24 protein-coding genes and 2 tRNA genes are annotated in these 22,334 nt (G+C 44.3%); 20 read left to right on the top strand and 6 right to left on the bottom strand.

Annotated elements, in window-relative coordinates; genetic code table 11:
- Window positions 1–300: 300 nt before the first annotated feature.
- The 4 genes from NXS07_RS07650 to NXS07_RS07635 all read left to right on the top strand — a co-directional run bounded on the left by NXS07_RS07650 (window position 301) and on the right by NXS07_RS07635 (window position 3,490).
- A complete protein-coding gene (locus NXS07_RS07650; RefSeq protein ID WP_038203781.1) occupies window positions 301–807 on the top strand; it encodes an FxsA family protein in 507 nt (168 codons plus the stop codon).
- A gap of 178 nt (window positions 808–985) precedes the next feature.
- On the top strand, window positions 986–1,279 hold the full coding sequence (locus NXS07_RS07645; RefSeq protein ID WP_038184122.1) for a co-chaperone GroES: 294 nt from the start codon (window positions 986–988) through the stop codon (window positions 1,277–1,279).
- Between the two features lie 55 nt (window positions 1,280–1,334).
- Window positions 1,335–2,981, top strand: a complete 1,647-nt coding sequence (groL, locus tag NXS07_RS07640; protein ID WP_038224274.1) for a chaperonin GroEL — start codon at window positions 1,335–1,337, stop codon at window positions 2,979–2,981.
- A gap of 158 nt (window positions 2,982–3,139) precedes the next feature.
- Entirely contained in the window at window positions 3,140–3,490 is a 351-nt protein-coding gene (locus NXS07_RS07635) for a DUF4156 domain-containing protein (RefSeq protein WP_038218008.1), read from the top strand.
- Window positions 3,491–3,708: 218 nt separating this feature from the next.
- Here the strand turns inward: NXS07_RS07635 and epmB are convergent, their stop codons facing one another.
- Window positions 3,709–4,740, bottom strand: a complete 1,032-nt coding sequence (gene epmB, locus NXS07_RS07630; RefSeq protein ID WP_038224271.1) for an EF-P beta-lysylation protein EpmB — start codon at window positions 4,738–4,740, stop codon at window positions 3,709–3,711.
- 40 nt (window positions 4,741–4,780) lie between these two features.
- Between epmB and efp the strand changes: the two genes are divergently transcribed.
- Together efp and sugE are read left to right on the top strand one after the other, a co-directional pair.
- A complete protein-coding gene (efp, locus tag NXS07_RS07625) occupies window positions 4,781–5,347 on the top strand; it encodes an elongation factor P (RefSeq protein ID WP_038194147.1) in 567 nt (188 codons plus the stop codon).
- A 202-nt stretch (window positions 5,348–5,549) separates the two neighbouring features.
- Window positions 5,550–5,864, top strand: coding sequence for a quaternary ammonium compound efflux SMR transporter SugE (gene sugE / locus NXS07_RS07620; protein ID WP_038184108.1), 315 nt, complete (start codon window positions 5,550–5,552; stop codon window positions 5,862–5,864).
- Window positions 5,865–5,906: 42 nt separating this feature from the next.
- Here the strand turns inward: sugE and NXS07_RS07615 are convergent, their stop codons facing one another.
- Window positions 5,907–6,119, bottom strand: coding sequence for a helix-turn-helix domain-containing protein (locus tag NXS07_RS07615; RefSeq protein WP_012989898.1), 213 nt, complete (start codon window positions 6,117–6,119; stop codon window positions 5,907–5,909).
- Window positions 6,120–6,253: 134 nt separating this feature from the next.
- Between NXS07_RS07615 and NXS07_RS07610 the strand changes: the two genes are divergently transcribed.
- The gene (locus tag NXS07_RS07610) at window positions 6,254–6,493 is read left to right on the top strand and encodes a helix-turn-helix domain-containing protein (protein ID WP_071824420.1); all 240 of its coding nucleotides are present in this window, start codon (window positions 6,254–6,256) and stop codon (window positions 6,491–6,493) included.
- 382 nt (window positions 6,494–6,875) lie between these two features.
- Here NXS07_RS07610 and uriH read toward each other — a convergent pair whose 3' ends face one another.
- Window positions 6,876–7,826, bottom strand: a complete 951-nt coding sequence (gene uriH, locus NXS07_RS07605) for a uridine-preferring nucleoside hydrolase UriH (RefSeq protein WP_258086480.1) — start codon at window positions 7,824–7,826, stop codon at window positions 6,876–6,878.
- A gap of 401 nt (window positions 7,827–8,227) precedes the next feature.
- Between uriH and NXS07_RS07600 the strand changes: the two genes are divergently transcribed.
- The 4 genes from NXS07_RS07600 (at window position 8,228) to NXS07_RS07585 (ending at window position 11,861) form a co-directional block, all read left to right on the top strand.
- Window positions 8,228–9,529 carry an NAD(P)/FAD-dependent oxidoreductase gene (locus tag NXS07_RS07600; protein WP_038205241.1) on the top strand — a complete coding sequence of 434 codons (1,302 nt, stop codon included), beginning with the start codon at window positions 8,228–8,230 and terminating at the stop codon, window positions 9,527–9,529.
- Window positions 9,530–9,599: 70 nt separating this feature from the next.
- The gene (locus tag NXS07_RS07595; protein WP_038193676.1) at window positions 9,600–9,968 is read left to right on the top strand and encodes a cupin domain-containing protein; all 369 of its coding nucleotides are present in this window, start codon (window positions 9,600–9,602) and stop codon (window positions 9,966–9,968) included.
- Between the two features lie 28 nt (window positions 9,969–9,996).
- Window positions 9,997–11,490 (top strand): aldehyde dehydrogenase family protein, encoded by a 1,494-nt coding sequence (locus NXS07_RS07590; protein WP_258086479.1) that lies wholly within the window; start codon window positions 9,997–9,999, stop codon window positions 11,488–11,490.
- A 104-nt stretch (window positions 11,491–11,594) separates the two neighbouring features.
- On the top strand, window positions 11,595–11,861 hold the full coding sequence (locus NXS07_RS07585; RefSeq protein ID WP_038205201.1) for a DUF1435 family protein: 267 nt from the start codon (window positions 11,595–11,597) through the stop codon (window positions 11,859–11,861).
- Between the two features lie 82 nt (window positions 11,862–11,943).
- Here NXS07_RS07585 and NXS07_RS07580 read toward each other — a convergent pair.
- From NXS07_RS07580 to rsmC, 3 genes are all read right to left on the bottom strand, one after another.
- Window positions 11,944–12,030: transfer RNA gene (locus tag NXS07_RS07580), tRNA-Leu, on the bottom strand.
- A gap of 46 nt (window positions 12,031–12,076) precedes the next feature.
- A tRNA-Leu gene (locus NXS07_RS07575) sits at window positions 12,077–12,163 on the bottom strand.
- Between the two features lie 191 nt (window positions 12,164–12,354).
- Complete coding sequence (gene rsmC / locus NXS07_RS07570; protein WP_038193672.1) at window positions 12,355–13,368, bottom strand: 16S rRNA (guanine(1207)-N(2))-methyltransferase RsmC; 1,014 nt, start codon at window positions 13,366–13,368, stop codon at window positions 12,355–12,357.
- Between the two features lie 140 nt (window positions 13,369–13,508).
- Here rsmC and NXS07_RS07565 point away from each other — a divergent pair, with 140 nt between their 5' ends.
- From NXS07_RS07565 to deoC, 9 genes are all read left to right on the top strand, one after another.
- Window positions 13,509–13,919 carry a DNA polymerase III subunit psi gene (locus NXS07_RS07565; protein ID WP_038205199.1) on the top strand — a complete coding sequence of 137 codons (411 nt, stop codon included), beginning with the start codon at window positions 13,509–13,511 and terminating at the stop codon, window positions 13,917–13,919.
- Window positions 13,888–14,337: a ribosomal protein S18-alanine N-acetyltransferase gene (rimI, locus tag NXS07_RS07560; protein WP_258086478.1), complete on the top strand. Its 450-nt coding sequence runs from the start codon at window positions 13,888–13,890 to the stop codon at window positions 14,335–14,337. Before NXS07_RS07565 ends, rimI begins: the two co-directional genes overlap by 32 nt.
- Before the next feature lie 3 nt (window positions 14,338–14,340).
- On the top strand, window positions 14,341–14,493 hold the full coding sequence (locus NXS07_RS07555; protein ID WP_155271435.1) for a hypothetical protein: 153 nt from the start codon (window positions 14,341–14,343) through the stop codon (window positions 14,491–14,493).
- A 131-nt stretch (window positions 14,494–14,624) separates the two neighbouring features.
- Window positions 14,625–16,214: a peptide chain release factor 3 gene (gene prfC, locus NXS07_RS07550; protein WP_038193669.1), complete on the top strand. Its 1,590-nt coding sequence runs from the start codon at window positions 14,625–14,627 to the stop codon at window positions 16,212–16,214.
- A gap of 202 nt (window positions 16,215–16,416) precedes the next feature.
- Window positions 16,417–16,785 carry a BON domain-containing protein gene (locus NXS07_RS07545; RefSeq protein WP_038218609.1) on the top strand — a complete coding sequence of 123 codons (369 nt, stop codon included), beginning with the start codon at window positions 16,417–16,419 and terminating at the stop codon, window positions 16,783–16,785.
- An 824-nt stretch (window positions 16,786–17,609) separates the two neighbouring features.
- A complete protein-coding gene (locus tag NXS07_RS07540; RefSeq protein WP_258086477.1) occupies window positions 17,610–18,725 on the top strand; it encodes a patatin-like phospholipase family protein in 1,116 nt (371 codons plus the stop codon).
- The gene (locus NXS07_RS07535; RefSeq protein WP_258086476.1) at window positions 18,726–19,496 is read left to right on the top strand and encodes a TatD family hydrolase; all 771 of its coding nucleotides are present in this window, start codon (window positions 18,726–18,728) and stop codon (window positions 19,494–19,496) included.
- A 352-nt stretch (window positions 19,497–19,848) separates the two neighbouring features.
- Complete coding sequence (locus tag NXS07_RS07530) at window positions 19,849–21,114, top strand: NupC/NupG family nucleoside CNT transporter (protein ID WP_196244174.1); 1,266 nt, start codon at window positions 19,849–19,851, stop codon at window positions 21,112–21,114.
- 406 nt (window positions 21,115–21,520) lie between these two features.
- Window positions 21,521–22,300, top strand: a complete 780-nt coding sequence (gene deoC, locus NXS07_RS07525; RefSeq protein WP_038224257.1) for a deoxyribose-phosphate aldolase — start codon at window positions 21,521–21,523, stop codon at window positions 22,298–22,300.
- Window positions 22,301–22,334: the final 34 nt, after the last annotated feature.

Raw genomic sequence — 22,334 nt, 5'->3', positions numbered from 1 at the left:
TTACCAGAAATGCCTTGTACCTGGATCACTTTATAGTGCGAATTTTATTAATGAAATAACATATGTGTGATTGAAGTCACGATTACGGAGATGTAAAGTCAAAGGTCTCAAGTATTGAAAAGCGTTATTATCATCCCCACGCTATGATTTACAAATTTTGTAATCCATAACTATGTCAATAAACGGTGAACATGCAAATTTAAGGGTTGTTTACTGGCCATGTAGCTCTTTGCTAACAATATTCAAAGGGAATATTTTCATCCCAATGATTTTATCACTCATTAATGAAAGGAGAACCACGTGCGTTGGCTCCCATTTGTCCTGATATGTTTGCTGGTTTACATCGAATCAGTCTTGTTTGTTCGCATTGCCTCTGAAGTCGGAGTCTTACTGACTCTGCTGCTAGTCATTTTTACTTCTTGTGTTGGTGTTTCCCTCGTGCGTAATCAGGGCATCAAGAATTTTATGTCGATGCAGCAAAAAATTGCTGCTGGCGAAAGCCCTGCGAAAGAGGCTATCAAAAGTGTTTCTCTGGTGATTGCGGGAGTTCTGTTAATATTGCCCGGATTTTTTACTGACTTTCTCGGATTGCTGTTGTTACTGCCATTCGCGCAGAAGCTGCTGACAGCAAAATTGCTGCCTCATATCACCTTTTACCGTCCGAATAATAATGGGCGAGATGGTCAGGGCGGCCATCATGGGCAGACTTTTGAGGGGGAGTATGAGCGCAGGCAAGATGATGCTTCCTATACACTGGATGGTCAGAAACGTCACGATGAACATGGCAACGAGCACGACAAAAAGTAATTGTTGCTTGCTTTGGCTGAGATTTCAGTGGGTAAGAAGAAAGTGAAATATTTTTTACTGTCCGCCCCTTGAAGTACTGCTTACAAGCCCCAACTTGTAGCTTCATGGTACTGGTTTTATTAGGCTCTAGTACCAATCCTCTTACCTGATATGGACTTTATTTACAGGAGATCTATCAATGAACATTCGTCCATTACATGACCGCGTTATCGTCAAGCGTAAAGAAGTTGAATCAAAATCTGCTGGCGGGATCGTTCTGACTGGCTCTGCGGCGGGCAAATCTACCCGTGGAGAAATTTTGGCAGTCGGCAATGGTCGTATCCTTGAAAACGGGGAAATGAAAGCGCTGGATGTAAAAGTGGGTGATATCGTTATTTTTAACGAAGGTTACGGTGTTAAGGCAGAAAAGATCGATAATGAAGAAGTGTTGATCATGTCTGAAAGCGACATTCTGGCAATTGTTGAAGCGTAATTGAACATTTTGCGCTTAGATCTTCTTAATTGAACGAATTTAAAGGAAAGACACAATGGCAGCTAAAGACGTAAAATTTGGTAATGATGCTCGCGGCAAAATGCTGCGCGGTGTGAATGTACTGGCTGACGCAGTTAAAGTGACTCTGGGTCCTAAAGGCCGTAACGTTGTTTTAGATAAATCTTTTGGTTCGCCTGTAATCACTAAAGACGGCGTATCTGTAGCGCGTGAAATCGAATTAGAAGATAAATTCGAGAACATGGGTGCGCAGATGGTTAAAGAAGTTGCCTCTAAAGCCAACGATGCGGCAGGCGACGGTACTACCACTGCAACTGTACTGGCACAGTCTATCGTCACTGAAGGTCTGAAAGCCGTTGCTGCTGGCATGAACCCGATGGATCTGAAACGCGGTATCGATAAAGCAGTTATTGCGGCTGTTGAAGAATTGAAAAAACTGTCCGTACCTTGCTCTGATTCCACTGCCATTGCGCAGGTTGGTACAATTTCTGCCAACTCCGACGAAACCGTAGGTAAATTGATCGCTGAAGCGATGGATAAAGTCGGTAAAGAAGGTGTAATCACCGTTGAAGAAGGTACTGGTCTGGAAGATGAACTGGATGTTGTTGAAGGTATGCAGTTCGATCGCGGCTACCTGTCTCCTTATTTCATCAATAAACCAGAAGCAGGTTCTATCGAGCTGGAAAACCCATATATCCTGCTGGTTGACAAGAAAATTTCTAACATCCGTGAACTGCTGCCAGTTCTGGAAGGTGTAGCCAAGGCAAGTAAGCCGCTGGTTATCATCGCTGAAGACGTTGAAGGCGAAGCGCTGGCAACGCTGGTTGTCAACAACATGCGTGGTATCGTGAAAGTGGCTGCGGTTAAAGCCCCTGGTTTTGGTGATCGCCGTAAAGCAATGTTGCAGGATATCGCTACTCTGACCAACGGTACTGTGATTTCTGAAGAGATCGGTCTGGAGCTGGAAAAAGCGACTCTGGAAGATCTGGGTCAGGCAAAACGCATTGTTATCAACAAAGACACCACAATTATCATTGATGGCGTAGGCGAAGCAGTCGCAATTGCTGCACGCGTTACTCAAATCCGTCAGCAAATCGAAGAATCAACTTCTGACTATGACCGTGAAAAACTGCAGGAGCGCGTAGCGAAACTGGCAGGCGGTGTGGCAGTGATCAAAGTCGGTGCTGCAACTGAAGTTGAAATGAAAGAAAAACGCGCTCGCGTTGACGATGCTCTGCATGCGACCCGCGCAGCAGTAGAAGAAGGTGTTGTTGCTGGTGGTGGTGTTGCACTGGTTCGCGCTGCTGCTGCTATCTCTGCTCTGACTGGTGACAACGAAGATCAAAACGTGGGTATCCGCGTTGCTCTGCGTGCAATGGAAGCGCCAATGCGTCAGATCGTAGAAAACGCAGGTGAAGAGCCATCTGTGGTTGTGAACAACGTGAAAGCAAGCCAGGGTAACCACGGTTATAACGCTGCAACTGAAGAGTACGGCGATATGATCGCGATGGGTATTCTGGACCCAACTAAAGTCACTCGCTCTGCACTGCAATTCGCAGGTTCTATCGCTGGTCTGATGATCACGACTGAAGCGATGATTACCGATCTGCCTAGAGATGACAAAGCTGACTTAGGTGGAGCTGGTGGCATGGGCGGCATGGGTGGAATGGGCGGCATGATGTAATGCTGTTGATCCTGGTGATGGAATTGCCCATCCAATAGGATAAAAACTTTGAAGGCGAGCAGAAAAATCTGCTCGCCTTTTTACTTTTTTGTCTTAATGGAATACAAAAGAGTCTATTTATCATCACGGTAGAATTTCCAACAATAATGGGGAAAGACATGCGAATTAAGATCTTACTCGGAGCGTCAATCTTACTGCTGGCTGGATGTACAACGAACAATCAATTAACGGCCGCAGGTTCCAATGTACGTTTTGTGGATACTCAGCCGGGCAGTGAATGCCAGCGATTGGGCGAAGTGATAGGTATGCAAAGCAATTGGCTCAATGGTATTGGCAATGAAAGCAGTTCAATGCGCAATGCGGCCAATGACTTGCGTAATAAAGCGGCAGAATTGGGTGGGAACGTCATTTATGGCGCAAATAGCCCACTTAGCCGAACAGAAAACCTGTTGGGCAGTTTTGTGCCACTCGATAGCAAAATGGTAGGTCAGGTTTATAAGTGTCCATAAGTATCGACAAAAGACAGAGGCTTAACCCTGTGCTGTAAATCCTTATTGCGTGAAGAGAGATCATTTACAGTGTTATTGTTTGGTTTAATAAACCGTCAGTTAGGGCAGCAGCCAGAAAAACGTAACAGAACATGGTTGGCTCTGTGTACGTTTTAGTTTCTGGCGTTGTCCGTTCCTGAACGTGTCTAATGACGACGCTTGCCAACATTATCAATTGATCAATTGTTTTGCTTCAATCCCAAATCCAGAGGGGTTTTGCTCGGCTCACCGCCAATTTCTCTTGTCAGGCACGGAACTAAATAACCGGATATTTTAGTCAGTAATTCCCGCATGATAGCTTTTGCTTCTTCATCGCCTACCAGAAAGTGTGCGGCACCTTGCACCTTATCCAATATATGGATGTAGTAAGGCAAGATACCTGCATCAAATAGTGTATTACTTAAATCTGCCAGAGTATCTGCGCTGTCATTTACATTACGCAGCATCACACTTTGGTTCAGTAGCGTTACGCCAGCCTGTTTTAGCCACATCATTTTGTCGCGAAACGTATTATCAATTTCATTTGCATGGTTAATATGAGTTACCATAACTATCTGCAAATGTGATTGTGCGAAACGATTACACAATGAAAGTGTGATCCTATCAGGGATCACCACGGGCAAACGGGTATGAATGCGTAGCCGCTTGATGTGTGAAATGGATTCAAGGCGAGTTATCAGCCAGTCCAGTTCGTGATCTTTCGCCATGAGAGGATCACCGCCGGAGAAGATGATCTCATCAAGCTCAGGGTGCTGTTCGATGTAATCCAGTGCGAGTTGCCAGTTGTTTTTGTTGCCTTTGTTATCCTCATAGGGGAAATGGCGCCGGAAACAGTAACGGCAATTAACCGCGCATCCCCCTTTGACCAGCAGCAGGGCACGATTGCGGTATTTGTGCAGTAACCCGGGAACCGCACTGCGTTGTTCATCTAGCGGATCGGTTGAAAAACCAGGGTGAGTTTCAAATTCTTCCCGTGCGGTCAGGACTTGCAATAACAATGGATCATGAGGATCGCCTTTTTTCATCCGTGCTGCAAACGCTCTTGGCACACGCAGGGGAAACAAACGCTTCGCTTCATTGCCTTCTTTCAACATGGCGTGCGTATTTAAGGATAATAATTGCAGTAGCTCATTAGGATCAGTAATGACATCTGCAAGTTGTTTTAGCCAGACTTCTCTGACAGGGGGAATGTGGGTTATAATGTGTGCCATTTTTTGGCTAAGCCATTTTGTTAAAAATTAGAGGATCTCCATGGCTACTTATAGTACCAACGAATTCCGTTCAGGTCTTAAAATCATGTTTGATGGCGAGCCGTGCGCTATTCTAGAAAGCGAATTTGTTAAACCAGGTAAAGGGCAGGCATTTGCCCGTGTGCGTCTTCGTAAACTGATCTCCGGCAAACTGCTAGAGAAAACCTTCAAATCAACGGATTCCGTTGAAAGTGCCGATGTCGTGGATATGAACCTGACCTATCTATATAACGATGGTGAGTTCTGGCACTTCATGAACAACGAGACTTTTGAACAGTTGGCTGCGGATGAAAAATCTGTCGGTGACAGCACTAAATGGCTGATCGATCAGGCTGAATGCATTCTGACCCTGTGGGATGGACGTCCTATTTCTGTGACTCCACCAAACTTTGTTGAACTGGAAATTACTGAGACAGATCCAGGTCTGAAAGGGGATACTGCAGGTACTGGTGGTAAACCAGCAACCCTAAGCACTGGCGCTGTCGTGAAAGTTCCTCTGTTCGTACAGGTTGGTGAAGTGATTAAAGTTGATACTCGTTCCGGCGAATACGTTTCTCGCGTGAAGTAATCGCATTTGCTATTGAAAAAACCGCAGTATCTTCGTTTAGAGGCTGCGGTTTTTTTATTGGTGGTAATCAGGCGCTATCATTGCGGCTATCAGAGAGGATAGCTATAATCCAGCGGCATTTCTTATTGTTTTCCGGGACGACCCGGACAAATATCATCTCATCGGGGACGACCCCATTGCCATTTTGATAAAAGGAAATGGTATGTCTTGGTTAATTCTTCTGGTTGCGGGTTTGCTTGAAGTTGTGTGGGCAGTCGGCCTTAAATACACTCAGGGGTTTTCCCGTTTGATGCCCAGCCTGATAACCATCAGCGCGATGATGGTCAGTATAGGGTTATTAGCCTATGCGATGAAAAATTTACCCGCAGGAACCGCTTATGCCGTGTGGACGGGAATTGGCGCTGTAGGAACGGCAATTTTCGGTATCATGGTATTTGGGGAGTCAGCCAATTTTGCCAGAATACTGAGCCTTGGTTTGATTGTTGCAGGTATTATTGGTTTGAAATTAGCAAGTTGATTGTTTGTAAATGAACCCAGCAAATGCTGGGTCTAATTTCAATTATTTTTTGACGTAGCGTGAAGGCCATATTTCTTCTGGCGTGCGTTCCAGCGCTTCCGCGATAAGACGCTCGCCTTTTGGCCAGTGACGCTGTAATGCATTGGCAAGGGTTGATGATGCTAGCCCGGCGGCTCGCGATACTTCTGACAACGTTGTCCCGCGCTTTTTCAATTCAGCGATGATATCAGCGGGATGCCAGTCTTTCTTTTCCATTCTTTAGGTCTCCAATTACCTGTCATCTTTTCAATTAAACAGTAGACTATAAGTCACATATCATAGCATAACTCAGCTTAAAACGTGACTCATAGTCCGTGGCCTGATAAGTAACACGAATCGATACTTATCAGATGAAAATGTCGAACAACATCAAGTCCCTTTTTGGGCAAAGAATTAGATATCTCAGGAAAGAAGCGGGGATGTCGCAGGAAGCTTTTGCCGATAAATGCGGATTGGATCGCACTTATATCAGCGGCATTGAGCGTGGAGTCAGAAATCCTACTTTAGAAATTATTTATGTCATTGCTAATGGCTTACAGATTGAACTGAATGAATTGTTTAATCTTGAAACAAGATTACCTCCGAATTAAGGCCCATTATCAATTTTCCATTCCGTTTTTTTATCGCTGATTTAATGATCAATAACCTAGCCTCGATAATGGGAATTGACCATATAAAAATGTAAGTTAGGTGCTCGTGGTGAGCATATGAAATCTATGCTGCTTTTTATATATGATATTTGTTTTTGCTATATCATCTGATGATGCTTTGTGTAATCGGGTGATCAAATGCGCTTTGATGAAAAATAAGCAGGAAATGAGATGATGTTACTGATCCCTGAATTCGCGATTGGGGCGGCTGTTGGCTTGATTAAGCCGCTTTTATTGCCCGGCTAAAATCTTCTTTTGACCATTGAAGCTGAGAAGCAGCTTCAATGGTATTCCAAGGACATATTGGACGCCGCTGTTAATATCAGGACGCTGTTTCGCCAATATTTTTCAGGGCATTAATCACCAATTGCCAGAATTTGGCTTGATCCAATTTTACGGCAACTTGTGTATGGCAATCTTTTGGTGGCGGGAAACGGAAATCAGCGACAGTCATGCCCGTTGTTAAGGTTCCGGCCAGCTCGATATTCACGGGGACTTTTTGTGTTGTCATCACGGTAGGATCGATCACATAAGCGACTGCACAGGGATCATGCACCGGAGGATAGTCAAAACCCTGCGATTCCCGATACCTCTCCCCATAAAACTGCAACGCATCTAAAACGAATTGGGCAGGACGGGTTTTGATCTTGGAGATAGCGTCAATGACATCAGGCGTTGCCTGAGCTTGATGCGTCAGATCCAGCCCCACCATCGTCAGGGGCCATTTTTCATTAAAAATAATATGTGCCGCTTCAGGATCGATCATGATGTTGAATTCAGCGACAGCGCTCCAGTTACCAGTATGGTAGCCACCTCCCATCAACACGACTTCTTTTACGCGTTCAACAATATGTGGAGACTTACGGGCGGCAAGGGCAATATTTGTCAAACCTGCCGTTGGAACCAAGGTAATGCTCTTGGGGGGATTTTCCATAATGATGTCGATAATCAAATCAACAGCGTGACGGGCATCCAGCCTTAATGCAGGTTCAGGCAAAACGACGCCATCCAGACCGGTTTCACCATGAATTGCTGGTGCAGTTTGGATATCTCTGACCAATGGTCTATGACACCCTGCGGCAAAAGGAACATTGTGAATATTGGCGATGCGGGCAATTGAAAGGGCATTGCGGGTGACTTTATTCAAGGTTTGGTTGCCAACAACCGTAGTCACCGCCAGTAGTTCAATGTCAGGATTTCCATGAGCAAGCAGTAACGCAATGGCATCATCATGCCCGGGATCGCAATCAAGGATAATTTTCTTGGGGAGCATCTTCATTCCTTTTAGTGATAACTAAACACAAATGTAGATGTTAAGAATAATTCACCTTGGATAAAGATTCCCCCAACACTAATCACAAAACGACAAGATAAAAATCTAAATTTATTAATAATATGTTTAATAATTGTGACATAATTAACATATAAATAATAAATGATTTGAGCATTGTAAGTACATATGATTCATATATGTATGCTATAAAAAACAAACAGATAGTTGCTGGTGTTATCATTATTAATTTATTAATAAAATAAAAGGTGAATGTATTTGTTGTTATTCCGCCTGAATAAACAATGTTAAATAAATGCGACAAAGTGTCCCTGAAGAAACAGAGTAACAAAATTGTTGGCTGTACATCATCAGGGAGTAGGCAGATGCTCACGGGGTATAACATGAATAATAATCTTGATTCATTAACATACTATGCTGCAACCAAAAAATATGATCTTCGCTTTCCCACACTGACAGAAGACTTGGATGTTGATGTTGTTATCATTGGTGGCGGGTTTTCCGGTGTGAATACGGCACTGGAGCTGGCTGAAAAAGGCATCACCAATATTGCTATTCTGGAAGGTCGGACGTTGGGATATGGCGGAACGGGGCGCAATGGCGGTCAAGTTATGGCGGGTATTGGTCATGATTTGGATAGGATTAAACGTCATGTCGGTGAGAAAGGTCTAGAGACTATTTTTAAAATTAGCAACATGGGTGCAGGAATTATTCGTGACCGGATCGCTAAGTACGATATCAAGGCGGATTTTTGTAAGGGTTACGGCTATCTGGGTTATAACGCCCGGCAGGAGAAAACTTTGCGGGGCTGGCTGAAAGAGTTTCAGGCAGCGTGTCCCGATGAAGAGATTGAACTTTATGTCGGTGCTGATGTTAAAAAAGTCATTGGTTCAGATCTTTATACCTGTGCGCTGAAGCATATGGGTGGGGGACACGTTCATTCACTCAATCTGTTGCTGGGGGAAGCTAAGGCTGCAACGGAGCAGGGTGTCAGAATTTTTGAAAACAGCCAGGTGGTGAATGTGGAATATGGCCCACGGGTCACAGTTCGCACAGCAATGGGGACGGTACGGGCAAGTAAGATACTGTGGGCGTGCAATGCTTTCCTGAATGGTCTTGAACCGACTATCTACAAAAAAACGATCAATACTTACGCTTTCCAGCTAATGACGGAAGAACTGTCAGACGATCTGATTGAAAAGATCAGCCCGATTCGTGGGGCATACAGTGATATTAGTCCTGTCATCAACTACTACCGAGTTACCAAAGAGAACCGAGTGCTGTTTGGCAGTGCTACACAATATCTTGAGTATATCCCTTCTGATTTAAAAGCATGGAACCGCAAACGTATGCTGGATGTCTTCCCCTACCTGAAAGATGTGAAAATTGAATTGGCATGGGGCGGGCCACTATCTTGTAGCGTCAACTTGTTCCCACAAATTGGCTCTTTGCCCGAACATGACAATGTGTTTTATGTACAGGGTTATTCAGGATTTGGTGTAACGCCGAGTCACATTGTCTGCAAAATCTTGGCAGAAGGAATGAGTGAAGGCTCTGAACGTTACTCACTGATGAGTTCGATTCCTCATCTCAATGTTGTGGGCAAAGACAAATTAAGGAGCCTGCTCCTTTCTGTCGGCAAAACTTGGCACCAAGCTTCAGGCTATTGGAAAGGCCGTCGCTAGTTTTATCACTTTTTTGACGTTTTTTATTTTTGTTCTTTTTTTGAATAATAAATTCTGAAAGGTAAAAGTCATGATAAAGCCATTATTGTTAGATCAAGCACTTCCTGAATTAATGCCTATTGGCAGTGTCACTCATCTTGGTTCTATTGTGTTGGAGGGGGATCCCCAGGCAAGTGGCGCAATGACCCACGGAGAGCCTACGGATAATCTGACTTGCGGTATTTTTGCCTGCACCAGGGGTAAATTTAAAATGATCTATCCCTTTGATGAAATGGCGACGGTTCATGAAGGCTCGGTGAAACTGACCGATGTCAAAACGGGGGCTACGGTTGAATACCATAAGGGCGACTCTTGGTTTGCGGCGAAAGGCACTGAAATGGTGTGGGAAATCACCACTGAACGCTTTGTTAAACATTACATGGCGTGTGTGAACGCTTAAATGTCGGGCTAACCAGAGAGGAAACATGATGAGTGAAATAACCTTGCTAAAGCCCGTTACGGATTTTCTGCAACGTCCTCATGGTCATTATATCAACGGGTTATCCATTCCTGGTCAGGGAAACAACACCTTTTCTGTCGTTAATCCTGCTTCTGATGAAGTGATCGCTAAAGTTAATCGAGGAGAGGAAGCTGAGCTAAATTTGGCAATGGAAGCAGCCTCGAAGGCTTTTCATGGTTCATGGGCGCAGACATCGCCTATGGAGCGGGGTAATTGCCTGAACCGGCTGGCTGATTTATTGCAAAAACACGGTGAAGAATTAGCCCAGCTGGAAAGTTTATGTTCAGGTAAACCGATCCAGCTTTCTCGAATGTTAGACGTGGGCGCTTCTGCTGATTACCTGCGTTATTTTGCCGGTTGGTCGAGCAAAATTAGTGGTGAGACATTGAATGTTTCATTGCCATCACTCAAAGGGGAAAAATACACGGCCTTTACCCGACGTGAACCAATTGGCGTGGTGGTTGGCATTATTCCGTGGAATTTTTCCATTATGATTGCCATCTGGAAACTGGGGGCGGCACTGGCCTGTGGTTGTACTTTAGTACTGAAGCCCAGTGAGTATACCCCTTTGACTATGCTTCGTGTGGCAGAATTGGCGAAAGAAGCCGGGATACCCGATGGCGTGATTAATGTCGTCAATGGTTCTGGCGCTAGGGTTGGGTCAGCTCTGCTCGCTCATCCCCAATGTGCCAAAGTCACTTTTACTGGCTCAGTCCCGACCGGCACGATTATCGGTAAGTCGGCGATAGAGTATGGCTTGACTCGTGCGACGCTGGAACTGGGAGGCAAGAATGCGGCTGCTTTCCTGTCTGATATGTCAGTTGAAAAGATTGTTGATGGTGTATTGGAAGCCGGTTACTTGAATCAGGGGCAAATCTGTGCGGCAGCGGAACGTTTCTATATCCCATCTGTTCACATGGATGCGGTCTTAAAATTACTTTCTGAACGTTTGTCAGCGATGAAAATCGGCTCTCCTCTTGATGAATCAACCGAAATGGGGCCTTTGGCAAACAAAGAGCATTACGAAAAAATCCTGTCCCTGTTTGAAAAAGCGCGTCAGGATGGCAGTGAGATCGTATATGGTGGCCATGCGCTGGAAGGCGAAGGTTTTTTTGTCGCACCAACGATTATCCGAGCCAAGAGTGCTGAAGACACATTAATGCAAGAAGAAACCTTCGGGCCGATAGGAACGTTCCTCAGCTATGATGATGAAGAAGAATTAATTGTCATGATGAACGCGACGCCATTTGGTCTGTCTGCCAGTTTATGGACGAATGATCTCAGTAAGGCGATGCGTATGATCCCCCGGATTCAAGTGGGTACTTTGTGGATTAATATGCATACGTTTCTGGATCCAGCGGTGCCTTTTGGTGGCGTGAAGTCGTCGGGCATTGGCCGGGAGTTTGGTAGTGCATTTATTGAGCATTACACCGAACTGAAATCGGTTATGGTTCGTTATTAATCACGCATTATTACAGCTTATTTTCGTGATTTATTTTCAGCTTGTGATTAAGCCGCTATGATATATGATATTAGGAATCATTATCATTTGATTGGCGGTTTATTATGATCAGTGCAAAGCGGGGTTTAAAACTGGCTTTTTGGCAGAGTATCACCGGATTATGGGGGAGTTTGTTATTCAGTCTGATGGCGTCAATACTGGTAATAACCGGGGCAGGGATCGAGCAATTTAAGATAAGTATTCTGGCTGCTATGCTGTTGACACTTGTGCTGCTGCTGCATCGCGATGCACGCCATTTCCTCTTAATTCCTGCGGGTATTGCTGTAATGTGCAGCTTATTCGCGGGCTTGCGCTATGCGGAGTATTTTTGAGATAGCGTGAATTCTTAAGAAGATTAGTTGAGAATGGGATGAAATAAAGAAATGAATACAGGGAGCAGATAAATATTAACAGTGGTGCGAAGGGGGGGACTTGAACCCCCACGTCCATACGGACACTAACACCTGAAGCTAGCGCGTCTACCAATTCCGCCACCCTCGCAGGTACTGCCATTTATCTAATTTGTTTAACCGACGACTGTCTGATTTGGTGCGAAGGGGGGGACTTGAACCCCCACGTCCGTAAGAACACTAACACCTGAAGCTAGCGCGTCTACCAATTCCGCCACCCTCGCAAATTCAGACACTATCAACCAAACAGATAGCATGGAGGCGCATTCTAGAGATTTTACGGCTAACGTCAATCATTATTTATCGAGAAAGAGCATGAATGGTGCAAAAAACGGCACACTGGTGTTATGGGTGAGGCAGATACACAAGAATTGCCTGCCCGTTAAAACTGAGCAGGCAAGAAACGGCTTGCTTGTTACCTTTTGGTTGCTTGGTAGACCTTGAATTTACCTGTCTGCGCGATAAGCTTATGGTTGCCAAAGGTACTATCCAGCAGAGCGGGATAAGGTAGGAAAGCGTTCGCTACGATCCGCAATTTACCGCCAGACTTCAGATAGTTTGGCGCCATGCGGATCAGGTCGTCAGCCGCGGCTAAATTGGTTTTTAAACCATCGTGGAATGGTGGATTGGAAATGATCCAGTCGAATTTTTCCTCAATAGCGGAATACACATTGCTGGTGACAACATTGCCTTCCAGTTTATTGGCTTTCAGTGTGGCCTTGCTGGATGTTATGGCTGCGGCATTGACATCACTCAGTGTCAGTGTCAAATCAGGGTTTTTCTTACCCAGAACCGCTGCCAATACGCCTGAGCCACAAGCGATATCCAGCAGACTACCAGAAACAGGGCCATCAAAAGTAGAAAGCAACAAACGACTGCCGACATCCAGATCATCTTGGCTGAATACGCCAGGCAGCGTGTTGACGGTGACATCACCTACCTGATAGCTGTTCCACCAATTATTTTGATCAAATTGAACCTGATTTTCCAGTTGACCATAGAAGAGACTGCAACGGCGGGCAGTATCCACTTTCTGGAAAGTCACAATACCTTCCATTAATTTATCAACACTGCGTACACCAGTGCGATTCTCGCCGACCACAAAAACACCGGTTCCGGGCGGCAGAATGGAAAACAGGCTGCGTAACTGGAAGCGCGCTTCATGTTTACTTTTTGGCCAGTAATAAATCAATGTATCACACCCTTTGACAAATGCGCTGTCCGCAACGAGGCCAAAAGAGGCATTGTCACCCAGTTGACGGATCAGGGATTGCCAGTGGTGATATTGGTTAGTATGTACTCGCACACTTCCGGCTTCGATTTCCGTTGCCAGATTGTCCTGAAGATCACCGGCAAGCAGCAGGTGATGGTTGATGAATTGCTCATGGTGGCGCAGGATAACTTCGCTGGCCGGGGTTAATACTGACATCTATGTATAGCTCCTTATAAATCTTTATCCAAGTATAAACATCGGAGGGCAAAATTGTGATGCTATGCTGATTGGCGTAGAGATAAGCCCTCTGATAGTATATTACCTGTTATTTTTTATGGCAGATGGAATAAAACACGATGACGAAGCGTGACAGATTACTCGCCCAATTGGGGATCACCCAGTGGGTTGTGCGCAGCCCGAGAGCCTTGCAAGGTGAATTGTCTGTCCTCATCCCTGACTCAACTCGTCTGTTGATCATTACCCATGATCATATTGATTTAAGTCATTCATTGTTTGCTGATATTTTTACAGCCATGGGGATTGATGCCTCATCGGTTTATTGCATCACGACAAAAGATGTTGAGCTGCTTTCAGAATCAATCCATTGTCCATGCTGGCTGTTGGGGGTTGATATTACCTTATCAATACAAGGGATTTCTTTGAGAAGCCCAGCATTAAATGACTTATCCCTTGACGGGAATGCAAAACGCTCTCTTTGGCAACAAATTTACCATTATGAAGAATATTTCTCTATTAACTCCCGCTGATCTTCCCGCAGCATTTCAAATAGAACAGTTCAGTCATGCATTCCCGTGGAGTGAAAAAACCTTTTACTCCAACCAGGGAAAGCGTTATCTGAATTATAAAATCACGCTGAATGACCAGATTATCGGCTTTGCAATCATACAGTGTGTTGTGGATGAGGCCACGCTATTTAATATCGTCATCCACCCTGAGCATCAATCGCAGGGGCATGGAAGAGCGTTGTTGACTCACCTGATCAATGTGCTGCCAGAAAAGCAGATTAATACGCTATGGCTTGAAGTACGAAGTTCAAATACATCAGCGATTGGTTTGTATGAAGATCTGGGTTTCAACGAAGTTTCTATCCGTAAGAATTATTACCCAACGGCGACGGGAAAGGAAGATGCCATTATTATGGCTTTACCTCTGTTTGCTGGTTGATTTATGAACTTATTTTGTTCATCGTTTGCTTTGTGTTGTCAGAAAATATGCGACTTTTCCTGTCTGGCCGAGGGGTCTGTCACTCCTGAAGTCGTTGAACGAGTTCGCCGCGCCATGAGTGAAAAAGATGATAGCACTCAGCCAGATAATCATTGATTGTTTATAAATCCAAGTTCAGCGAAAATAAGCCCCAATCACGATTAACATGACGGATTTGCAGGCGAAGGGTCGTTCGGGGCGCTTCCCTAATAGTATCAATCCGCGTATAGACTAGAAGATCCTAATTGATGTCAAATTTTCCATTCCAGCAGGAAGTCGCGAAACGACGAACCTTTGCAATAATTTCTCACCCCGATGCGGGTAAAACCACCATTACTGAAAAAGTATTACTGTTCGGACAGGCGATCCAGAAAGCGGGGACGGTAAAAGGTCGCGGCTCTAACCAGCACGCTAAATCAGACTGGATGGAGATGGAAAAACAGCGTGGTATCTCCATTACCACCTCTGTGATGCAGTTTCCTTATGATGATTGTTTGGTTAACTTACTGGATACTCCAGGGCACGAAGACTTCTCCGAAGATACTTACCGTACTCTGACGGCGGTTGACTGCTGCCTGATGGTCATTGATGCCGCGAAAGGTGTTGAGGATCGTACCCGTAAGCTGATGGAAGTCACCCGTCTGCGTGACACTCCAATCCTGACATTCATGAATAAACTCGACCGCGATATCCGTGATCCGATGGAAGTGATGGATGAAGTGGAAAATGAGTTGAAGATTGCCTGTAGCCCGATTACATGGCCAATCGGCTGTGGTAAATCCTTCAAGGGGGTTTATCATCTTTACCTTGATGAAATTTACCTGTATCAATCCGGTCAAGGGCATACCATTCAGGAAGTCCGTGCCATTAAAGGATTGAATAACCCTGAGCTGGATGCGGTTGTTGGGGAAGAGTTGGCGAATCAATTACGTGAAGAGCTGGAACTGGTAAAAGGGGCATCACATGAGTTTGATCAGGAAGCCTTTTTACAGGGTGAGCTAACACCGGTATTTTTCGGCACAGCACTGGGTAACTTCGGCGTTGACCATATGCTGGATGGCCTTGTCAAATGGGCGCCAATGCCAATGCCTCGTCTGACTGATGCGCGTGAAGTGACAGCAGAGGAAGAAAAATTCACGGGTTTTGTTTTCAAAATTCAGGCCAATATGGACCCGAAACACCGTGACCGCGTGGCATTCCTGCGTGTTGTTTCCGGTAAATATGAAAAGGGTATGAAACTGCGTCAAGTCCGCCTCAAGAAAGACGTTGTCATTTCAGATGCACTGACCTTCATGGCAGGAGATCGCTCTCATATCGATCACGCATATGCTGGGGATATTATCGGCTTGCATAATCATGGCACGATCCAGATTGGTGATACCTTTACCCAGGGCGAAGAACTGAAATTTACCGGTATTCCTAACTTTGCGCCAGAATTATTCCGTCGTATCCGACTGCGTGACCCTCTGAAACAAAAACAATTGCTGAAAGGTCTGGTTCAGTTATCGGAAGAGGGGGCAGTACAGGTATTTCGTCCTCTGGCTAATAACGATCTGATCGTTGGGGCGGTGGGTGTGCTTCAGTTTGACGTCGTTGTTGCCCGTTTGAAGAGCGAATACAACGTTGAAGCATTGTATGAATCCGTCAATGTTTCCACCGCTCGCTGGGTAGAGTGCAACGATGCGAAGAAACTGGAAGAGTTCAAGCGCAAGAATGAATTGAACTTGGCACTCGATGGTGGTGATAACTTAACTTATATTGCACCAACAATGGTCAATTTAAATCTAACCAGCGAACGTTATCCCGAAATTTCTTTCCGTAAAACACGCGAACACTAATTCTTTTTATATCATAGGGTCAACAAATAGTTGACCCTTGTCAGTTTGTAACCTCTTTCTGTATTTTTTCTATACAAAGAACAATAATCTGTTTTAGTGAAAAAATTCGTGATTTATTGTAAATCATACTTCATTTATGTCATATGGTGATATATTATTCTGGTGCTGTTCTTACCCACATAACATGACGGAAGGTGATAGGATGAAACACATAAAGTTTACACATTCACTACTGGCTATTGTTTTAGGTTCAGTTCTGATAAGTAGTAACGCACTGGCTGCATTAACATCTCCAGCTAGCACATTGGAAAGTGTAAGCAGCAAAGTTGACAACTCTTTGAAACACGCAGACGCTTATGTAAGCGATAGCAGTATTACTGCGCAAGTAAAAGCGGATTTACTGAAAACTAAAGGATTAGATAGCAATGATATTTCAGTGAAGACGGAAAAAGGTATTGTTCATCTTTCAGGTTTTGTCAAAAACACATATCAGGCTAAACAAGTAGCCAAAATTGTTCATAAAGTGCATGGTGTCAAGTCAGTGAAAAACACATTAAAGGTTAAAAAATAATCTTAATAATTGACTGGGTGGCTGCTAATAGGCCACTCTTTTTATTGTTACTGTTTTATATCCATTAGGAATTTATTTATATTTTCTGCTTCAGAATTAAATCTCCACTTATCAATAAATAATATAAATATAGGTCGAATTTTTTTATTAAATTAAGAATTATAATTCGTCGTTTTTAATAAATAATTAATCTAATAATATATTAAATGGAGTTTTTATTGTATGTTGTTAATGATTTATTATTATTTGTAATTTTATTTATTATGTATTTGATATTATATGGATTTTGTTTAATTAAATAATTAATAGATCTTTAAGGGCGATGTAATATTATATTTATCAATAGTAATGCCAGATGTTTTTTTCTCACCGAAGATATAAATTTATTGATGTAGCGCTAATATTTTTAGCGTTCATTGTTTTAAAAATTATTTTCGGAAAATACCTTCTTTTTTTCTTTTTATTGTCATTATAAAATGACTTCCCTAGGGAGTCATGCTACTGCTACTTGGTTAAGCACTTTTATAACGGGTAGAATACTTTTAGGTATGTAAAGTCCCGTTCGTATATAGCTACACTTCGGTACTTTACATTTCACCAGATTGTAAGTAATCAGTATCCTCTAAAACTTCTGTGGGAAAACGATTCCTCAGGGGGATTTTACTTTCCTTTTTTCATAATATAGCTTCAGTATTTGTGGTACCCTCTATTTTTCACTATTTAACGAAAATTTTACAAACGTATTGTTTGAACAACAATATACTGATAGATAGTCATTATTCAGATTACTCTATGACACTGTCATTGATTTTTTAGGAGGAAGTGTGGGGAAACATATTCCAATAACGTTGGGTAACATAGAACCTTTAGCTTATAAATCACAGATCAAGCCAGGAAAAATTGCACTTGTTTGTGAAGGTGGTGGGCAGCGGGGGATTTTTACCGCAGGTGTTTTGGATGAATTCCTCCGGCTTGGCTTTAATCCGTTTGAATTGTTCCTTGGAACTTCCGCGGGTGCCCAGAATATCTCTCCCTATATTTGTGGTCAGCGGGGCTATGCCCGCAGAGTGATCAATCGTTACACAACCGCACCCACTTTTTTTAATCCGCTGCGTTTTGTCCGTGGCGGGCATTTGATCGATCTGGATTGGTATATTGATACTATATCTGAACAATTACCGCTGAATACCTCTGTTGCGATGCATCAGTTTGATGCTGGCCGTGAATTCTACATGTGTGCCTGCCGCGCAGATAACTTTGAACCTGATTATTTTCACCCTAATGAACATAATTGGATGGAGATCTTGAAAGCCTCCAGCGCCATTCCGGGGTTTTATCGCAATGGCGTTACCCTTGGTGACACAGTTTATCAGGATGGTGGCATTTGTGACGCGATTCCGGTACAAGAAGCTTATCGCCGTGGCGCAGATACGATTGTCGTGATCAGGACAGTGCCTTCACAGCTTTATTATACCCCGCAGTGGTTCAAGCGGATGGAGCGCTGGTTGGAAGCCAGTAGCCTGCAAAAGATGGTCAAAATGATCAATCTCCATGCTAAGAGTTACAGCCGGACGCAGCAATTTATCGAAAACCCGCCGAATGATGTGCAGGTATTCGAAATTTATCCCCCTGCGCCATTGGCTACGATGGCATTGGGAAGCCGAATCAGTGCATTAAATCAGGATTACCATTTGGGGCGGCGTTGTGGGCGATACTTTTTGGCTACCATTGGGCATACCTTCGTTGGTGGGAAATTTGGGCTGGAAAAGCGTAAAAGTTATGGTGTCTGTCGCAGTGGTTTAAATAATGATGAGGTTAATCACGATGGCTTCAGGCGATATAGCTTGCTGGACAGCATAAATCGTCCGGTAATCGAAGTGCAGGAAGAGGGTATGACACCGCTGACAGGCGCCATTATGTTGGATGACGTGGATAAGTAGATGTTTATTGATACACATTGCCATTTTGATTTTCCCCCCTTTGCAGGGAATGAACAAACGAGTCTGAAACAAGCCAGGCAAGCGGGGGTGGACACCATTATCGTCCCCACCGTTAGTCAAATGAATTTTCAGCGGGTTGCTACGCTGGCATATGACTATCCTTCCATCTATGCTGCGTTTGGTCTGCATCCACTGTATATCAATGAGCATCAAGCTTCTCATTTGGATGAGTTGGCGCAGAAGCTGAAGGAAAAAAATCCCAAATGTGTGGCTGTAGGAGAAATAGGGCTTGACCTTTATATGCCGGAGCCACAGTTTGAGAAACAAAAAAGGGTGCTGGAAGCGCAGTTAGCGTTGGCTAAAAGGCACGATTTGCCGGTGATACTCCACTCCCGAAAAAGCCATGATCAACTGGCCGCCATACTGCGAAGACATGACTTACCACGCACAGGAGTTATTCATGGCTTTGCTGGTAGCCTGCCTCAGGCACAGGTTTTTATTCGTTTGGGATTTTACATTGGTGTCGGGGGAACGATGACTTACGCGAGAGCACAAAAAACACGCAGTACAATTTCCCAACTGCCTCTGTCGTCCCTTGTGTTGGAAACGGATGCGCCTGATATGCCACTCTCTGGATACCAAGGGCAGCCGAACCGACCAGAAAGAGTCGCACAGGTTTTTTCTGCGTTGTGTGAATTGCGTCGAGAATCTCCTGATGAAATGGCCGACCAGATTTATCACAACAGCATGGCACTATTTGCGTTAAGCTGACTTATAACCACAGAAATAATATGTTTTTTTAGGGTAACAGGAAGTGAGCATCCGTATTAAATAAATATTAATAATCCTTAATTGGTCTTCTTTACTCATTTATCCCTTGTTTTACCTTTTTCACCGCAAAATCATCTAATCCATTAGAAACTAGATGGTTTTATGTGATCTATGTCTCATTTTGTGTTTTTATATTACTTTTTGCGGTATTAATTTGTGATGTTAGTTGCTTGTTCTTTTTTACTACTAGGTATAATCGGCCTCGCACAATGCCGGTAGGAACTCACAATATAACTGGCATATTTTTTCATTATTCATTCAGTGAACAGGGATTCTTCCGATGCAACTCATTATGAGCCTGATAGGGATGGTAGTGCTGATTTTTATCGCAGTACTTTTCTCCAGTAATTACCGAGCTATTAAGATCCGCACAGTCTTGGGCGCCTTTTTGATTCAGGTTGCTATTGGGGCATTTGTACTTTACGTACCAGCGGGTAAAGACGTTCTGATTGGAATGTCAAAAGGCGTTTCCAACGTCATTGGGTACGGTCAGAAAGGAACGGATTTTATCTTTGGCGGGCTGGTTTCCGACAAAATGTTTGAACTGTTCGGCGGCAGTGGTTTTATCTTTGCTCTGCGCGTCCTGCCTGTTATCGTTTTCTTCTCCTCACTTATTGCCGTCCTGTATTACATCGGCGTTATGCAGATTGTGATCAAAATAATCGGTGGTGGCCTGCAAAAGCTGCTGGGAACATCACGAACTGAATCTCTGTCTGCGACCGCAAATATTTTCGTCGGCCACACTGAAGCGCCGTTGGTTGTCCGTCCTTATATTTCGTCCATGACTCAATCTGAATTGTTTGCTGTCATGTGTGGTGGTCTGGCTTCTGTGGCAGGTTCAGTATTGGCTGGCTACGCATCGATGGGCGTTCCATTGGAATACTTGATTGCCGCTTCATTCATGGCTGCACCGGGTGGCTTGCTATTTGCGAAACTGTTAGTGCCGGAAACGGAAAAAACACGCGACACCGATGATGTCATGTCGCTGATTGCGGCTGAAGATCGCCCTGCCAATATCATTGATGCTGCGGCATCAGGTGCGGCATCGGGTATGCAACTGGCTCTGAACGTGGGTGCAATGCTGCTGGCATTCACCGCCTTGATTGCCTTGCTGAATGGCATGCTGGGTGGTATCGGTGGCTGGTTCAGCTATCCTCAATTGTCCATGGAACTGATTTTGGGCTGGATGTTCTCACCAATCGCCTACCTGATTGGTGTACCGTGGAATGAAGCGACTATTGCAGGTTCTTTCATCGGCCAGAAAGTGGTCGTCAATGAGTTCGTGGCGTTCATGAACTTTGGCGAATATCTGAAACCGAACGAGGTAGTTCAGGCCGCAGGTCTGCAAGTGCTTTCCGATCATACCAAAGCGATTATTTCCTTTGCGCTGTGCGGCTTCGCCAACTTGTCTTCTGTCGCTATTTTGTTGGGTGGTTTAGGCGGTATGGCGCCAAATCGTCGTGGAGACATTGCACGTTTTGGTCTGAAAGCCGTACTGGCCGGTTCACTCTCTAACTTGATGAGTGCAACCATTGCTGGGTTCTTCCTCGCGTTATAAAAGCAGGAATCGCGTATCAAATTGAATGCAGGTGAGATAATCTCACCTGCTTTTGTTTTTTCTGAAACTGTTTCGATGTGATATGAATCACAAAAAAATGTTTATCATTGCAATTTTCATTCGATTAGTGTGATTTATGGTACGCATTATTCGGTATTTACATGTTCAAATAATGATGTGCCAAGGCTTCATGGATTAAGTTGATGCCCGCCGGGGCAGTAAAAGCTGAAGAAAGTATAGTGCGGAGAGAAGGAACTCTACTGTTGCTGTTGTGCATAACTATGGCAACATCTTCAAGGAACCAAGTCCGCTCGCCAACAAACGAACTCACTAATCGTTCAAAACAATTGTTCAAAAGAATGTATGAACGGGTTCAGTCACGATAATAATACCGTTGGAGAGTTTTATGACCGATTTAACCGCAGCTGCTCAGCGTGCGCTGAGTTTGATGGATTTAACGACACTCAATGATGATGATACGGATGAGAAAGTGGCGATACTTTGTCATCAGGCAAAAAGCCCGGTGGGTTATACTGCCGCTATCTGTATCTATCCACGCTTTATTCCTGCCGCACGTAAAGTATTGCGTGAACAGGGTACTCCGGACATTCGCATTGCTACAGTGACCAACTTCCCACACGGCAACGATGATATCGATATTGCACTGGCTGAAACTCGTGCAGCCATTGCTTATGGCGCAGATGAAGTTGACGTGGTTTTCCCCTATCGCGCTCTGATGGCAGGTAATGAACAGATTGGTTTCGATTTAGTTAAAGCCTGCAAAGATGCCTGCGCTGCATCTGGCGTCTGGCTGAAAGTGATTATTGAAACGGGTGAGTTGAAAGAAGAGAATCTGATCCGCAAAGCCTCTGAAATTTCAGTCAACGCAGGTGCGGATTTTATCAAAACCTCAACAGGTAAAGTCCCTGTCAATGCGACACTGGAAAGCGCAGAAATTATGCTCAGTGTGATCCGCGACATGGGGGTAGGTGAAACTGTTGGCTTTAAACCTGCCGGAGGAGTACGTACAGCCGAAGAAGCCGCACAATATCTGGCACTGTCTGCGCGTATCATGGGAGACAAATGGGCCGACCCCCGTCATTTCCGTTTTGGTGCTTCCAGTCTGTTGGGCAATTTGTTGACAGTGCTTGGACACCAAGGCCAAAAGCAAAGTAGTGGTTATTGAGATCAATAACCACATATTGAATGCATATTAAGAT

This window comes from Xenorhabdus bovienii (assembly GCF_024721015.1).
GTDB classification, from domain to species: domain Bacteria; phylum Pseudomonadota; class Gammaproteobacteria; order Enterobacterales; family Enterobacteriaceae; genus Xenorhabdus; species Xenorhabdus bovienii.
The sequence above is the reverse complement of the archived record's forward strand: the minus strand, read 5'-3'. Positions and strand labels throughout refer to the sequence as shown.